This is a genomic window from Aeromonas sp. R2-3, from assembly GCF_040908375.1.
GTDB classification, from domain to species: Bacteria; Pseudomonadota; Gammaproteobacteria; order Enterobacterales; family Aeromonadaceae; genus Aeromonas; species Aeromonas veronii.
In genome coordinates, this window is the sequence record NZ_JBFODP010000019.1 from 1 (window position 1) to 14,534 (window position 14,534).

Here is a 14,534-nt window from a genome sequence, read left to right on the forward strand (position 1 = left end):
GGTGCGAGCCGCTGGCGGCTCGCACCCGCTGAGAGGGGATTAGCCGTTGTAGTTGCCGATGCTGGGGCGACGGCTGGGGCCGCTCAGGTGGATATCCACCGGATTGAACGCCTTGATCGCCTCATAGCTGAAATCACCGATCGCCTGATGCAGGGTCTGGGGCGTGTGGTTGGTGATGATGATGACGCTTTTTGACAGGTTGCGACGGCGGCGCAGCAGGTGGCCGAGGAAACTGGACTGGCTCTCCGCCATCTTGGCGCGGTTGGCCGATACCTCGTCGATGATCAGCAGATCCACCTCTTCCAGCGCGCGGCGGTACTGGTTGCGCTCGTCCTGATCGGGGATCACGTTGAAGAAGAGGCGATCGACGATGGAGGCCCACTGCTGGAAGATCACCGATTTCTGGTGACGCTCGATCAGCTCGTGCGCAACCGCCCCAGCCAGCGTTGACTTGCCGGTGCCGTAGTCGCCGTAGATGAGCATGCAGCCGCCACCGCTCTTCTCCCAGTGCTCGAAACCGCTGATAAAGTAACGGGCGGTCTCGATGGGATATTGCAGCGCCGGATCTGTAGCATCCATCTTGTCGAACACCCAGTCGGGGTTGAGGTCGGCCTGGGCGATCAGCTTCTGGATCCGCTCCTGACGGGCCGCCTTCTGCAGCTCGCGCACCTCGGCGTTGGCCTTGGCGTCGTACTCCTTGCGCAGGGTCTCGTAGTCATACTGGCCGCCGCCGGTCTCTTGCTGCAGGCGACGAATGCGCTCCAGCAGGCCTCCCACATGGCGGCTTAATTCCGGGTCGTGAATGCGGTGATCCTGCTTGGCCTTGGCGATCTTCTGGCGCTTGGCTTCGATCTCTTCCAGCTCCTGGCGCAGGGGATCTTGCGGGTCAGTCATGGAATGCTCCTTCTGCTTGATCAGGGATGGGACAGGGGTCTGATTCTGCCTGCAGCAGGCAGATGGTATCAATCATTATCCGGTGTCTGGGCAGGCATCTGCTGACTCTCTGCCAGCCGCTTTGCCTCTTCAATCATCTGTTGGGCCCGTTTGCTGGGGCCCGACTCTGCCGGGGCAGGAGTCACCTGCTGATAGCCCTGCACCTCCATCGGCTTGCGACGGGTATAGCGGCGGGTCTTGAGGGCGCGAATAAACTTGAGCATCCATTGATGCTGGGAGTCGAATACCTCGGGGCGCCCCAGCCAGTAGGCGATAAATTCTCCCAGATCCTCTTCGCTATAGCTGGCATCGATCACCCCGCACAGACGGGCGAGGGCGGGCAACTCTTCGTCCGGGCGCCATTGCAGATGCATCTGGAAGGGGCGCTCCGGCAGCGGGCTGCGCAATTTCTGGGTCAGCAGCGGCAACTGAAACGGGCACTGATGGTAGTGCTCACTCTCGGGCTGAGCCTCGACCTGCAGCAGGCCCGCCTCCATCAGTTCATCGAACAGTTCGGTGAGCTGGCGGGCGTTGACCTGAAACGAGAAGCCACAGGGATCGCCCGGGTCAACCACCGCCAGTGCGCGACCCAGCTCGGGATAGTTAATCCGGGCCAACTGATTTTCCAGCACCAGTCGGCGCAGCTGCAGGGTATAGAGACTGCGGGCCGGATGGGACAATCTGGGGTGGGCGAGGGCACTGTATTCGGCTGGAGTCATGGTCTTCTTTATGCGCTTGTGTGGCGGCCATTATCCCCTATGGCAGGGGCTTGCACAATTCGCATGGAGGTAGCGACATTGTGGGGAGAGGTTGTGCTGCTATGTGGTTGTTAATAGAGCAATCTGTCGCTCAGAACCTGACCAAGGTCTACTTTTGACGCATCGCTTCCGCGGATACCTCACTTTTGAACTAGTCTTAATACCTAAATAACCAATTGACTAATAAGAGCTTTATCAAGATGTTAAGAGCCGGGCTACGGATCCTGGTGGTGGAGGACGAAGCCGTTTTTCGCCACTCGCTAGTGAGTTACCTCGCACGGGATGGGGCAACGGTTTTTCAGGCCGAAGACGGGATTGAGGGTCTGTCGGCCGCAGCTCTCTACCATCCCGATGTGGTGCTCTGCGATCTCAACATGCCCAATATGGATGGTCACGAAGTGATCGCCTGCCTCTCTGCGCGCTATCCCCATATCCCGGTGATCGTTATTTCGGCCCAGAGCACTATGGAGGCGGTCGCCAGCGCCTTGCGTGCCGGTGCGCGGGACTATCTGCTCAAACCCCTCGAGGATTACGCACTGGTCGAGCGCAGCATTGAACAGTGTCTCAACGGCAGCGCCAACCGGGCGCAGCAGCTGGAGCTGATGGATCACATCGACTATTTCAGTGCCCATGACAAGGCGGCTAGCCGCCTGCTGGCGGGGCTCAAGCCGCCGGGCTTGCAGGAGTGGGGTCCCTGGCAGGTCACGTTCAAGGGGCTGGGGCAGTTGTTTATTCCCGATACCTTCAAGGTGGAAGACAAGCTGCTGGTGCTGGTGATGGAGCTGCCGATCATGGGTACGGATGCGGCATTTTGTGGTGCGCTGGTGCGCTCCTTGATGAACGTCCCCTATCGCCAGTTTCAGCAGAACGAGAGCCGGTTGCTGAGCCAGCCGCACCGGTTGCTCGACTACCTCAACCATCAGTTGATGGCGTCCGGGCTTCGCCACTCTTTTGCCATGGCGGCGCTGCTGTTTGATCAGCATGATGGGTTGGTGTTTGCCAACGCAGGGCTTACCTCTCCCCACTGGCTGATGCGCTCCGGCGGCCTACCCCTTGGTCTGATGCGCAGCAGCCACTACGCCCTGCACAAACGCAGCTGGCATGAACCGTTCGCCCTGCAGTTTCGCAGCGACAGCGGCGGCTCACTGGATGTGCAGGTTCGTCATCACTGATGCCGCCTGATAAACAGGCCAAAACAAACAGGGCGCCCATCGGCGCCCTGTTTGTTGTTTACAATCCTGACCGTTTAGACGGTGGCGGATTGCAGTTTCTTCTCTTGAGCTTGCGGCTCTTTGGCCGGGCCTTCGGCACCGTGCATCCAGTAGACCAGGCGGTTGGCCATGGTCAGCAGGATCAGGGCGCTCAGTACCGCCGCCAGGGCGATGCCACCGAAGATGGCGATCGGGCCGGCTTCACCCACGAAGGAGCCGATAAAGCCCGCAGCGTAGTTGGCCAGGGCAACGAAGCCAAACCAGGCACCCATCATCAGGGAAGCCAGACGCAGCGGAGCCAGCTTGGTCACCATGGAGAGGCCAATCGGGGAGAGGCAGAGCTCGCCCAGGGTGTGGAACAGGTATGCGCCAACCAGCCAGAACATGGAGGTCTTGACGGTGTTGTCACCACCCTGCTGCAGCACGGCACCCACCATGAACAGGAAGCCGATAGCCAGGAACAGCAGACCCATGGCGAATTTCACCGGAGAGTTCGGCTCTTTCTTGCCGAGCTTGATCCAGATGGCCGCAACGACCGGTGCCAGGGTGATAATGAAGAAGGGGTTCAGGGACTGGAACCAGGCGGTCGGCACTTCGAAGCTGCCGATCATGCGGTCGGTATACTCCTGGGTGTAGAGGTTCATCAGACCACCGGCCTGTTCGAAACCAGCCCAGAAGATGATGGTGAACAGACCCAGTACCAGGATAACCTTGATGCGATCCACTTCCTGCTTGGTCAGCGGTGCTTTCTGCTCGGTAGTACGCAGGGCGGCTGCGCGCTGGGCGGCAGTGACGCGACCGATGTCACCCAGGAAACGCTGGGCCATGGTGGCCTGGATCACCAGAGAGAGCAGCATACCGATACCGGCGCCGACGAAGGCTGCTTGCCAGCCGTAGGCCGTAGCGGCAGCACCACAGATCACACCTGCCAGCAGGGAACCCAGGTTGATACCCATGTAGAAGATGGTGAAAGCACCATCACGGCGGTGATCGCCCTCTTCATAGAGGTCACCCACCATGGTGGAGATGTTCGGTTTGAACAGGCCGTTACCCACGATCAGCAGCGCGAGGCCCGCGTAGAACATGGTGTTGACCATATCCGGGAACATGGCGTGGGGCAGTGCCAGAGTGAACTGACCTGCGGCCATCAGCACGGCACCGATCAGGATGGCGCGACGTTGACCCAGGAAGGTGTCAGCCAGCCAGCCGCCGATCAGCGGAGTGATATAAACCAGACCGGTATAGATACCGTAGAGTTTGAGGGCATCTGCCTGACTCCAGCCCAGACCGCCGTTGGCAGTCAGGTCGGTCAGATAGAGCACCAGTACGGCACGCATGCCGTAATAGGAGAATCTCTCCCACAGTTCGGTACTAAAGAGCAAAAAAAGCCCTTTAGGGTGACCTAAAAAGGTCCCTTTTGACGGGTTATTCATTGGAACTTCCACCTGTGTCTTATATTTTTTTGAGTTTTTTATGCAAGGGCGAGAAACACGCCTCAATCCTTATAGAGCATGTGTGAATAAATTACAACATTATGATTTGCTGAGAGTTTATTTACTCTTGATTGATTTTTTGTTGCAAAAATGAAAAAGGAGCATCATTTGATGCCCCTTAAATACGTCTATAAAAAACAGATTTATCAGCGATTACAACTGCTTGACGAACTGCTTCAGCCAACCGATGAATTCACCATTCAGCTCGTGATGGCGCACGGCATATTCCACATTGGCTTTCATGTAGCCCAGCTTGCTGCCGCAATCGTGGCTCTTGCCCTTCATGAAGTAGGCGTTGACCTGCTCCTGCTCCATCAGCATGGCGATGGCGTCAGTCAGCTGGATCTCGTCACCGGCACCGGCCGGGGTCTTCTCCAGCAGCGGCCAGATATTGGAGGAGAGGACGTAACGACCCACCACCGCCAGATTGGAGGGGGCTTCGTCACGGGGCGGCTTCTCGACAATGGCCTGCATCGGCAGGGACATCCCCTCGCTCAGGGCCTCGCCCTTGATGTCGGCGATGCCGTACTTGTCCACTTCGCTCTCCGGAACCGCTTCCACCATGATCTGGCTGATCTGGTTCTCTTCGAACATGTGCACCATTTCGGCCAGGTTGTCTTTTTTCGGGTCGCTGGCCACTTCATCAATCAGTACATCCGGCAGCAGCACGGCAAACGGGTTGTCACCGATCAGCGGGCGTGCGCAGAGCACCGCGTGGCCCAGACCTTTGGCCTCACCCTGGCGGACGTGCATGATAGTGACGTCTTTCGGGCAGATCTGTTGCACCTCTTCCAGCAGCTGACGCTTGACTCGCTTCTCGAGGGTCGCTTCCAGTTCGAAACTCTTGTCGAAGTGGTTTTCGATGGAGTTCTTGCTCGAGTGGGTGACCAGCACGATCTCCTTGATACCGGCGGCGATGGCTTCGCGCACTACGTACTGGATCAGCGGTTTGTCGACCACCGGCAACATCTCTTTCGGGATGGCCTTAGTGGCTGGCAGCATACGGGTACCCAGACCGGCTACTGGGAGCACGGCCTTACGAACAACAAGAGGAGTCTTTTTCATGGAAAACTATCCAGCGGGATTAAAGTGCGGCAATAATACCCCAAGAAAAATGGGGCAGCCACAGGCTGCCCCATTTGCAACTGATCCATTCGACTTTATTTGACTATTATCATGTCCCTGTTGGCTTCCAGCGTGGCAGGGCCAATGCCATTGACATCCGCCAGCTGATCGACCGAGGTGAACTTTCCCTGTTTTTCCCGATAGTCGACGATGGCTTGTGCCTTCTTGTCACCAATCCCTTTCAGGCTGGTGAGTTCGGCAAGGGTGGCCGTATTGATATTCAGCTTGCCGGACTCCTTGGCGACCGCGGTCGTGGTTGTTTGCTTGGGCGTTGCCTTATCTGCGGCCAGCACGGGTTGGCTGAACAGGGGCAAGCAGGCCAGCAGCATGATTGCAGAGAACTTCTTCATCAGCATTTCCATTCCTCCATGATGTTGGATTTTGCCGAGTGGGCACTTTGAGAAATAGCGTATCGAACGGGTCTTTTTCACTGCTATTTCTAACAGGTCAAATTCTCATGCCGATGGTGGCGGATTTGCTATAAGCGCTTAGCCATGAATGCCGCCGTATAGCCAACCTTATGATCTGGAATGTATTTCAGATGTATCTTTGATTTGACGAGCAGACTTCCCCGAGATGCTCTGCTCAAACCGTTGTGGAGGTGCCGGATGGCATTATTCTGCGCAACAAGGTGCTGATGGCATGTTTCACTAGTCTTCAAAGAGAGAATCAATAAAAAAGGCTGCTCACCTGGGGTGAGCAGCCTTTGTGATCGGTTTTTTCAGACAGGCACTGATTAGGCTTGTTCGTCAGCCTGGGCTGCCTGGATACCGGTCAGGGCGATGGTGTAGACGATGTCGTCAACCAGGGCGCCACGGGAGAGGTCGTTGACCGGCTTGCGCATGCCTTGCAGCATGGGGCCGATGGAGACCAGGTCAGCGGAACGCTGCACCGCTTTGTAAGTGGTGTTACCTGTGTTCAGGTCCGGGAAGACGAACACGGTAGCTTTACCGGCAACCGGTGAGTTCGGTGCCTTGGACTTGGCCACGTTCTCCATGATGGCCGCGTCGTACTGCAGCGGGCCGTCGATGATGAGGTCGGGGCGCTTGGCCTTGGCCAGCTCGGTCGCTTCACGCACTTTCTCTACATCGGCACCAGCGCCAGAGGTGCCGGTAGAGTAGGAGATCATGGCGACGCGCGGCTCGATGCCGAAAGCGGCAGCGGAGTCGGCGGACTGGATGGCGATCTCGGCCAGCTGCTCGGCAGTCGGATCCGGGTTGATCGCGCAGTCACCGTAGACCAGAACCTGGTCAGGCAGCAGCATGAAGAAGATGGAGGAGATCAGGGAAGAGCCCGGCGCGGTCTTGATGATCTGCATCGGCGGACGGATGGTGTTGGCAGTGGTGTGCACCGCGCCGGATACCAGGCCGTCAACTTCATTGCGCTCCAGCATCATGGTACCCAGTACCACGTTGTCTTCCAGCTGCTCGCGAGCAACCACTTCGGTCATGCCCTTGTTCTTGCGCAGCTCGACCAGACGCGGTACATAGCGCTCACGCACAACGGCCGGATCGATGATCTCGACACGATCGGTCAGTACCACACCCTGCTGCTCGGCAACGCGACGGATCTCTTCCGGGTTACCCAGCAGTACCGGACGGGCAATGCCACGCTCGGCACAGATGGCGGCAGCCTTGATGGTGCGCGGCTCGTCGCCTTCCGGCAGCACGACACGCTTGTTGGCCTGACGGGCCAGCTCGGTCAGCTGATAACGGAATGCCGGCGGGCTCAGACGACGGGAACGGGTAGAGCTGACGGTCAGCGACTCGATCCAGTGCTTGTCGATGTGGCCAGCGACGTAGTCCTGTACCAGTTCGATACGCTCGCGGTCATCTTCCGGAATATCGACGTTGAAGTTCTGCAGGCTGACGGCGGTCTGCCAGGTGTTGGTACCGGTCATCATGATCGGCAGGCCGGTGGCCATGGCCTGTTGGCACAGCGCCATTACCTGCGGCTCCGGATGATAGTTGCCGGTCAGCAGCAGGGCGCCCAGCTTGACGCCGTTCATGGCGGAGAGGCAGGCAGATACGATGACGTCAGAGCGATCGCCGGAGGTGACCAGCAGGCTACCCGGACGGAAGTGCTCAACCATGTTGTGGATGGAGCGGGCGCAGAAGGTCACGGTCTGCAGGCGACGGCTGTCCAGCTCACCCTTGTGCAAGATCTTGGCAGCCAGATGCTTGGCGAGATCCTTGGCGCGCGGGGCGATCAGCTGGGTGTTCCAGGGGATGCAACCCAGGATGCGCAGCGGGCTCTTGCCGAATACTTGCAGCACTTCCAGGTTGTGAGCTGCGTCAGAAGCGTGGTGATGGGCTTCGAACATCTCGGTCAGGTCAGGGCGGGTTACACCATGCTCGTCAACCGGCGCGCCAACCTTGTTGATCACGCAGCCAACGATACGGGGGTTGTTGACACCACCGAAGTTGGAGCAGGCCAGTTCTATGCGTTCTTTCAGCTTCTGGCTGGAGTCATGGCCCGGGTGGGTCACGAATACCATGTCAGCGTCCAGCGCCTTGGCGACGTCGTAGTTCAGCTTGTTGGCAAAGGGCTGCTTGTCGGTCGGCACCATACCTTCGACAACCAGCACTTCGGCACCACTGGATTTCACGTGCTCTTCGAAGCGGGCAACAATCTCTTCCAGCAGGATATCGGTGTTGCTGGAGCTGATCATGTTCTCGGCGTAGGAGAGGGTGAAGGGCTCGGGCGGGTTGATGTTGGCAGCTGCGCGGATAACGGCGGTTGAGCGCTCGGCACCGGTTTCACCCGGACGCGGCTGGGCAACCGGTTTGAAGAAGCTGACATTGACACCGTGACGTTCCATGGCGCGAACAACGCCCAGACTCACGGAAGTTACGCCGACACCAGTGCCGACCGGGATAAGCATAATAGTGCGTGCCACTTTATACCCCTTGTTCATTTTTTGGGATCAGGAAAAGGCCGCCCTGTGGGCGGCCTCGAGTTACTGCGTCAATTAAGCGCCGACCAGTTCCAGCGCGTCGTGGGCGATAACCCACTCTTCGTTGGTCGGGATAACCAGGGCCTTGGTAGAACCAGCCTTGGTGATCTCGCCACCCTTGCCAAAACGAGCCTTCAGGTTGGCGTCGTGATCAACGTCAAAGCCCAGCAGACCCAGTTTGTTCAGGGTGATTTCACGGATTGGGGCAGAGTTTTCACCGATACCACCGGTGAAAACAACGGCGTCCAGACGACCGTCCATGGCGGCAGCGTAGGCGCCGATGTACTTGGCCAGGCGATAGCAGTAAACGTCCATAGCACGCTTGGCTTCTTCTTTGCTGTCGTAGTTGTCTTCAACGAAACGGCAGTCGGAGGTCACTTCGGTCAGACCCTGCAGGCCGGACTCTTTGGTCAGCATGGTGTTGATATCGGCCACGCTCATGCCCAGCTTGTCGTGCAGGAAGAAGATGATGGCCGGGTCCAGATCGCCGGAGCGGGTACCCATCACCAGACCTTCCAGCGGGGTCAGACCCATGGAGGTATCAACAGATTTGCCGTTCTTGATGGCGCAGACGGAACCGCCGTTGCCCAGGTGGCAGTTGATGATGTTCAGCTCTTCAACCGGCTTGTTCAGTTGCTTGGCAGCCTCCAGGCTGATGTAGTAGTGGCTGGTGCCGTGAGCGCCGTAGCGACGGATGCCGTTCTCTTTGTAGAGCTTGTACGGCAGGGCGTACAGGAAGGCTTCTTCCGGCATGGTCTGGTGGAACGCGGTATCGAATACGGCAACGTTCTTGTCAGCCAGCGCCGGGAATACGCGGCGAGCTTCACGGATACCGATCAGGTGAGCCGGGTTGTGCAGAGGTGCGTACGGAACAGCAGCTTCGATGCCGGCAATCACGTCTTCGCAGATGACAACGGAAGAGGTGAAGCGCTCGCCACCGTGAACAACACGGTGACCGATGGCGATCAGGTTCTTGGACAGTTCCGGATTGAGCGGCAGGATCTTGTTGACGATGAAGTCCAGCGCTTCCTGGTGAGCGGCACCCGCGCCCAGATCGGCACTGCCTTTCTCGCCATTCAGTTTCCACTTGATGCGGGCATCGTCGAGGTTGAAGCACTCGGCCAGGCCGGACAGCAGGTCATCACCGGTGGTTGCGTCAATGACGGCAAACTTCAGGGAAGAGCTGCCACAGTTAAGAACAAGAACCAGCTTACTCATGAATAAATCCTATCGCAGATTGGGTTGTGTAGGCGGATGCGTTGGACGCGGTGCGGCCAAAAACTTTCAACTTATCCTTATGAGGGTTGGCAATCTGTTGCTTGCCCCTTGTATAGTGATACAAGACCCGAAATCCAGACGTCCCTGACAGGTCAATAGCAAGAAGCTTTTGACGCAAAAATGGGCGTACAAAGGATAACCCGATTGTTGAAAAATAACAAAGTCATCCTCAACCTTTGTTACTTTGCATCAAATTTTGTCGAGGTTTTGCCGTTAGTACGTTCAAAAAGCGCTCGGAGGTAGTATGAGCATGAACATTTTTGGAACTAAGTTACAGCAAGGCCGCCATTATATGACGCTTTGGCCGCGCCGTCCCGAGCTCAATTCGATGTTTCCTGAAAATCGGGTGATCAAGGCGACCGAGTTCGCCCTCAAGGTGATCCCCGCGCTGGCGGTGTTGAGCGTGATGCTGCAGTTCCAGTTTGGCGAGCTGCACTACTGGCCTTCAGTCATCACTTCCGTGCTGTTTCTGCTCAGTCTTCCGCTGCAGGGTTACTACTGGCTCGGTCAGCGGGCCGACACCCGGTTGCCCCCGTCGCTGGCGAGCTGGTATCGGGAGATCAACGGCAAGATGAACGAGCAGGGCGGTCGCCGTCAGCTGGTCTCCCAGCCTCGCTATGAAGAGCTCGCCGATACCCTCAAGGCCGCCTTCCAGCAGCTCGATAAGTCCTTTCTCTACGAATAACCCGATTCAGATGCAAAAAGGCGCCACTGGCGCCTTTTTGTTGTCTGGTGGCCTGCCATCAGGCAGCCAGCACTTTGCGGATCTCCTGAATGGAGAGCTTGTACTGACGTGGACACTGACGCCATACAGTCAGCATCCGCTGGTACTTGTCGCGCATGGCGATGTCGCTGGAGAGCTCGTCGCACGGGCACTTGAGCTCGGGGAAGCGCTTGTCCACCTCCAGCAGGAAGCAGACGTAGTCAGCCAGCTCACGCTCCTGGCTGCGGCTGTAGCCATTGAACTCCAGGCGGCTGGCGTTGATCTCGCCCTGATCGGCGGTATCCAGATTACCCCATGAGATGGCCAGTGCGTGGTGCAGCTCCAGGGTGTCGATCACCTCCTGGCAGGTCGCCAGATCCAGATGGCCGAAGCTCTTCTCCAGCTCGAGGATCTGCAGGCAGTAGCCGCGCTCGATGATGGTGCTGGCGCGCTGGTAGACGTCCGCTTTCTCCGGATTGAGTTTCGCCAGAATTTCGTACTGGTTGCTCAGGATCAAACGCTCAGTGTTGCTCATGTTCATGGGATATCTCGCTGGAAGATGATTCTGGGGTCACGTTAACCCATATATAAAATGAATTTTTTGATCTGGGCGGGGGATTTGGTGAGAAAAATCCGCTGGCAAGGGGCGGCTGACCAGACAAAAAAGGCCTGCATGGCAGGCCTCTCAATAACGCAGGGGAGGATTATCCCTTGAGGAAATCCAGTACCACCTGATGGTGATCGCTGGTTTTGAACTTGTCGAAGTTGTGGGCAATCTTGCCCTCTTCGTCGATGAGGAAGCTCTGACGGTGAATGCCGTCATACTCCTTGCCCATGAACTTCTTCGGGCCCCAGACGCCAAAGGCATCGGCGACAGCGTGGTCTTCATCGGCTAGCAGGGTGAAGTTGAGCTGGTCCCGCTCTTCGAACTTCTTCAGTCGTTTGGCCGGATCCGGGCTGATGCCAAGTACCACCACATTGAAGGCGGCCAGCTCGGCGTTCACATCGCGCAGGCTGCAGGCCTGGGTGGTGCAGCCGGGGGTCATCGCCTTGGGGTAGAAATAGACCAGCACTTTCTTGCCGCGCAGGCCAGCGAGGCTGACCTGATTGCCATTCTGGTCGGGCAGGGAGAAATCGGGGGCGGGGCTGCCAGCTTGTAGTGGTTGCATGGGGTCTCCTCGGGTAAAACGCCCTCAGGCGTGTTTGCGATTGACGATAAACTCGAACGATTCGGCACCCAGTTGACGACAGAATTCGGCGAAGGCGGTTTGCGAACCTTCCACTTCACCCTCTCTGGCCAGATTGAGCTGAAAACTGATCTTTAGCAGGTTGAACGGCTGCTGCTCCAGGGTCATGGATTGCATCGCCTGAATGTTCCAGCCATGTTCGCTGAAGAACTGGGTGCACTGGCTTACGATGCCGGGCTCGTCGCGGATCAACAGGTCGGCACTGGCGCGGACGTCATACTGCAGGGACTGGTGGCGTTCGGTGCGTTTCATCATGGTGATGAGATCCCACTCCTGGCTACGCAGGGGCAGGCTGATTTCGAGTTGCATCATGCTGTTCCAGTCGCCCGAGAGCAGCATGATAAAGGTAAATTCATTGCCGAAGATGCCAAGGCGGCTGTCCACAATGTTGCAACCACAGCCACTGACGTGGCGGGTCACTTCATTGACGATGCCAGGCCTGTCCGTGCCGATGGCCGTTACGACCAGGTAGTGAGTCATAAATCTTCTCTCGTCCGTTATTTCGTTGCGAAAGCCGCGCTGGCAAGCCAACCCTCCGGCCCTGATGACCACTCCCTGAGGGACGCTGCCGACTTTCGTCCATTACTTTTTGTTCCGGATGGTATCACGGCTTGCCCCCTCTCTCCCTTGTTTTTCAAAGGGGCCAGCTTTACCATTACGCCCCTGAAAATCGGGAGAAAAGTCCATGTTACGCGGTAGTATTGTTGCGCTCGTTACCCCCATGCTGGCTTCAGGTGAAGTCGATTGGGCCAGTCTGGCCAAACTGGTTGACTATCATGTCAGCGCCGGGACCAGCGCCATTGTTGCGGTGGGTACCACAGGGGAATCGGTGACCCTGAGCGAGCAGGAGCATATCGCCGTCGTTGAAAAGAGCGTTGAGTATGCCGCCGGACGCATTCCCGTCATCGCCGGTTGCGGCTCCAACAATACCGCCCATGCCATTGAATTGGCAAAGCGACTGGCCAAAACCGGCGTGGTGGCGGGCCTCTCGGTGACTCCTTACTACAACAAGCCCACTCAGGAAGGTCTCTATCGCCACTATTGTGCGATCGCCGAGGCTAGTGGTCTGCCCCAAATTCTTTATAATGTGCCCGGTCGCACCTGTTGCGATCTCAAACCGGAGACCGTGGCCCGTCTGGCCAAGGTTCCCGGCATTATCGGTTTGAAAGAGGCAACTGGCGATTTGAGCCGCACCCCGCTGCTGCGCGAGCTGTGCGGGCCGGAGTTTGCTCTCTACAGTGGCGATGATGCCACTGGTTGTGATTTTATGCTGCAAGGTGGCGATGGCGTGATTTCGGTCACCACCAATATTGCAGCGGCCCAGATGGCCGACATGTGTCGTGCTGCGCTGGCCGGTGATGCCGGGCAGGCGCATGACATCAACAATCTCTTGATGCCGTTGCACAAGACTCTGTTCTGTGAACCGAGCCCCACCCCGGTGAAATGGGCCTGTGCCCAACTGGGGTTGATTGCAACAGCCACCTTGCGCCTGCCGCTGGTTGACCTCACCCCCGAGGGCGAACAGCTGATGGCGCGAGCACTGACCACAGCGGAGTTGATGGCGAGTGTTTAAATCTAATGGAAAGGGAAATAGAGCCCGTCTGGTGCTGAGCGTTGCGACTGTGGCCGTCTTGGCCGGTTGCAGCACCCCCCAGGATCGCAAAATGGCCAACCGCGACTTCGGTTATGAAGATGCCCGCCTCGAGGGCCGCGCGTTCTTGATCCCCGCAGGATTGAGCGCCCCCACCTTCAACAGCCAGTACGATATTCCGCCGCTTCCCGAGAGCAGCCGTGAAGGTGCCCTCGGCGCCCAAGTTGATGTGCGCCCACCCGCTCAACTGCTGACCGTGGTACCGGGCAGCCAGGTGGTGCAGAGCGCAACCGAACCGACCGTTGCCTTCTATGCCCTGAGCACCAGCCAGAGCGTGGAGCGCGATACCTGGTCGTTCCTGATGAACTTCCTGGCCAAATACAAGGTCACCACCGAGAAGCTTGATCAGCAGGATGGCGTATTGCAGACCGGCTGGTTTGACAACACGGTCGCCCTCGATGGCTGGGGTGAAGATGACGAAGACTTCAAAATCCGTCAGCGTTACCAGTTCACCGTGCGCAACGATGCCCAGCGCCACGCCGTCAACATGTCGGTCCGGGTACTGGATCACGAAGAGACCATCGATGGCGAGACCAGCAACAAGCTGACCCCTGCCGATGCCCAGCGCTATGCCGCGCGAGTGCTGAACCAGTTCTCTCTCTATTACGACAGCCAGCTGAAAGCCCGCGAGCAGCACAAGTCCAACGATGGCATGGGTCTGCAACTGGGTCTGGACAACAACGAGCTGAGCGCCTGGATTGCCGAAGGCTCCTTTGACCAGGTGTGGCGTCGCCTCAACCAGGTACTGCCTGCTTACGGTTTCGCCATCAAGGATACCCAGCAGTCACTGGGCTGGATCGACGTCGAGTACGAAGAGCCGGGTGCCGAGTTCTGGAAGGCGAAAGGGAGCGAGCCGTTTAAACTGGAGGAGGAGAAATACCGCTTCCAGCTTGGCGAAATGGCGGGAGGCAAGACCTCCATCACCCTGTTCGACAAGGACAAGAAGCCGGTATCGTCCGGGGTTATCTCCCAGATGTATATCAGCCTGTCCGAGGCGTTCGCCAAGGGGCTGGCCGATCAGGCAGCAGCAAAAGCAGAATAAATACAGGGGCCTTGTGCCCCTGTTTTGTTATCAAAATCCCCCTGAAAACGCGGGGATTCCGAGTGGTTTTCGATGATGCGAGCCCCCTTGCCAGCCCGTTGCAAACAGAGCGCGCAGGTGAGGAACTCGCGATGTTT

14 protein-coding genes are annotated in these 14,534 nt (G+C 57.8%); 4 read left to right on the top strand and 10 right to left on the bottom strand.

From position 1 onward, the window contains the following. Window positions 1-39: 39 nt before the first annotated feature. Window positions 40-894 (bottom strand): DnaA/Hda family protein, encoded by an 855-nt coding sequence (locus AB5Z02_RS08355; protein WP_236349596.1) that lies wholly within the window; start codon window positions 892-894, stop codon window positions 40-42. Window positions 895-962: 68 nt separating this feature from the next. Beyond that, window positions 963-1,652, bottom strand: coding sequence for a DnaT-like ssDNA-binding domain-containing protein (locus AB5Z02_RS08360; protein WP_255939877.1), 690 nt, complete (start codon window positions 1,650-1,652; stop codon window positions 963-965). Between the two features lie 239 nt (window positions 1,653-1,891). Between AB5Z02_RS08360 and AB5Z02_RS08365 the strand changes: the two genes are divergently transcribed. Further along, on the top strand, window positions 1,892-2,863 hold the full coding sequence (locus AB5Z02_RS08365; protein ID WP_201906618.1) for a response regulator: 972 nt from the start codon (window positions 1,892-1,894) through the stop codon (window positions 2,861-2,863). Window positions 2,864-2,937: 74 nt separating this feature from the next. On the opposite strand, the gene AB5Z02_RS08370 is transcribed toward AB5Z02_RS08365, so the two are convergent. From AB5Z02_RS08370 to AB5Z02_RS08390, 5 genes are all read right to left on the bottom strand, one after another. Further along, on the bottom strand, window positions 2,938-4,335 hold the full coding sequence (locus AB5Z02_RS08370; protein WP_021231963.1) for a peptide MFS transporter: 1,398 nt from the start codon (window positions 4,333-4,335) through the stop codon (window positions 2,938-2,940). Between the two features lie 213 nt (window positions 4,336-4,548). Then, window positions 4,549-5,460 carry a UTP--glucose-1-phosphate uridylyltransferase GalU gene (gene galU / locus AB5Z02_RS08375; protein ID WP_201942676.1) on the bottom strand — a complete coding sequence of 304 codons (912 nt, stop codon included), beginning with the start codon at window positions 5,458-5,460 and terminating at the stop codon, window positions 4,549-4,551. Between the two features lie 95 nt (window positions 5,461-5,555). Continuing rightward, window positions 5,556-5,876, bottom strand: a complete 321-nt coding sequence (locus AB5Z02_RS08380; RefSeq protein ID WP_040065014.1) for a ComEA family DNA-binding protein — start codon at window positions 5,874-5,876, stop codon at window positions 5,556-5,558. A gap of 380 nt (window positions 5,877-6,256) precedes the next feature. Beyond that, window positions 6,257-8,437 (bottom strand): phosphate acetyltransferase, encoded by a 2,181-nt coding sequence (pta, locus tag AB5Z02_RS08385; RefSeq protein ID WP_005339119.1) that lies wholly within the window; start codon window positions 8,435-8,437, stop codon window positions 6,257-6,259. Window positions 8,438-8,491: 54 nt separating this feature from the next. Then, window positions 8,492-9,694 (bottom strand): acetate kinase, encoded by a 1,203-nt coding sequence (locus tag AB5Z02_RS08390; RefSeq protein WP_005349210.1) that lies wholly within the window; start codon window positions 9,692-9,694, stop codon window positions 8,492-8,494. A gap of 304 nt (window positions 9,695-9,998) precedes the next feature. On the opposite strand from AB5Z02_RS08390, the gene yfbV reads away from it, so the two are divergent. Then, window positions 9,999-10,439, top strand: coding sequence for a terminus macrodomain insulation protein YfbV (yfbV, locus tag AB5Z02_RS08395; RefSeq protein WP_005339116.1), 441 nt, complete (start codon window positions 9,999-10,001; stop codon window positions 10,437-10,439). A gap of 58 nt (window positions 10,440-10,497) precedes the next feature. Here yfbV and AB5Z02_RS08400 read toward each other — a convergent pair whose 3' ends face one another. The 3 genes from AB5Z02_RS08400 to AB5Z02_RS08410 form a co-directional block, all read right to left on the bottom strand. Continuing rightward, window positions 10,498-10,998: a YfbU family protein gene (locus tag AB5Z02_RS08400; protein WP_368215849.1), complete on the bottom strand. Its 501-nt coding sequence runs from the start codon at window positions 10,996-10,998 to the stop codon at window positions 10,498-10,500. A 163-nt stretch (window positions 10,999-11,161) separates the two neighbouring features. Then, the gene (bcp, locus tag AB5Z02_RS08405; RefSeq protein WP_368215850.1) at window positions 11,162-11,626 is read right to left on the bottom strand and encodes a thioredoxin-dependent thiol peroxidase; all 465 of its coding nucleotides are present in this window, start codon (window positions 11,624-11,626) and stop codon (window positions 11,162-11,164) included. 24 nt (window positions 11,627-11,650) lie between these two features. Further along, window positions 11,651-12,184 carry a glycine cleavage system protein R gene (locus AB5Z02_RS08410; protein WP_005349229.1) on the bottom strand — a complete coding sequence of 178 codons (534 nt, stop codon included), beginning with the start codon at window positions 12,182-12,184 and terminating at the stop codon, window positions 11,651-11,653. A gap of 205 nt (window positions 12,185-12,389) precedes the next feature. Between AB5Z02_RS08410 and dapA the strand changes: the two genes are divergently transcribed. After that, entirely contained in the window at window positions 12,390-13,277 is an 888-nt protein-coding gene (gene dapA, locus AB5Z02_RS08415) for a 4-hydroxy-tetrahydrodipicolinate synthase (RefSeq protein WP_021231959.1), read from the top strand. Further along, the gene (gene bamC, locus AB5Z02_RS08420; protein WP_139399054.1) at window positions 13,270-14,397 is read left to right on the top strand and encodes an outer membrane protein assembly factor BamC; all 1,128 of its coding nucleotides are present in this window, start codon (window positions 13,270-13,272) and stop codon (window positions 14,395-14,397) included. Before dapA ends, bamC begins: the two co-directional genes overlap by 8 nt. Window positions 14,398-14,534 lie beyond the last annotated feature (137 nt).

Coding starts and splice junctions, on each gene's coding strand:
- AB5Z02_RS08365 (WP_201906618.1), top strand. CDS start 1,892: ATGTTAAGAGCCGGGCTACGGATCCTGGTGGTGGAGGACGAAGCCGTT.
- AB5Z02_RS08370 (WP_021231963.1), bottom strand. CDS start 4,335: ATGAATAACCCGTCAAAAGGGACCTTTTTAGGTCACCCTAAAGGGCTT.
- AB5Z02_RS08380 (WP_040065014.1), bottom strand. CDS start 5,876: ATGCTGATGAAGAAGTTCTCTGCAATCATGCTGCTGGCCTGCTTGCCC.
- AB5Z02_RS08355 (WP_236349596.1), bottom strand. CDS start 894: ATGACTGACCCGCAAGATCCCCTGCGCCAGGAGCTGGAAGAGATCGAA.
- pta (WP_005339119.1), bottom strand. CDS start 8,437: ATGAACAAGGGGTATAAAGTGGCACGCACTATTATGCTTATCCCGGTC.
- bcp (WP_368215850.1), bottom strand. CDS start 11,626: ATGCAACCACTACAAGCTGGCAGCCCCGCCCCCGATTTCTCCCTGCCC.
- AB5Z02_RS08410 (WP_005349229.1), bottom strand. CDS start 12,184: ATGACTCACTACCTGGTCGTAACGGCCATCGGCACGGACAGGCCTGGC.
- yfbV (WP_005339116.1), top strand. CDS start 9,999: ATGAGCATGAACATTTTTGGAACTAAGTTACAGCAAGGCCGCCATTAT.
- galU (WP_201942676.1), bottom strand. CDS start 5,460: ATGAAAAAGACTCCTCTTGTTGTTCGTAAGGCCGTGCTCCCAGTAGCC.
- AB5Z02_RS08390 (WP_005349210.1), bottom strand. CDS start 9,694: ATGAGTAAGCTGGTTCTTGTTCTTAACTGTGGCAGCTCTTCCCTGAAG.
- AB5Z02_RS08400 (WP_368215849.1), bottom strand. CDS start 10,998: ATGAACATGAGCAACACTGAGCGTTTGATCCTGAGCAACCAGTACGAA.
- AB5Z02_RS08360 (WP_255939877.1), bottom strand. CDS start 1,652: ATGACTCCAGCCGAATACAGTGCCCTCGCCCACCCCAGATTGTCCCAT.
- dapA (WP_021231959.1), top strand. CDS start 12,390: ATGTTACGCGGTAGTATTGTTGCGCTCGTTACCCCCATGCTGGCTTCA.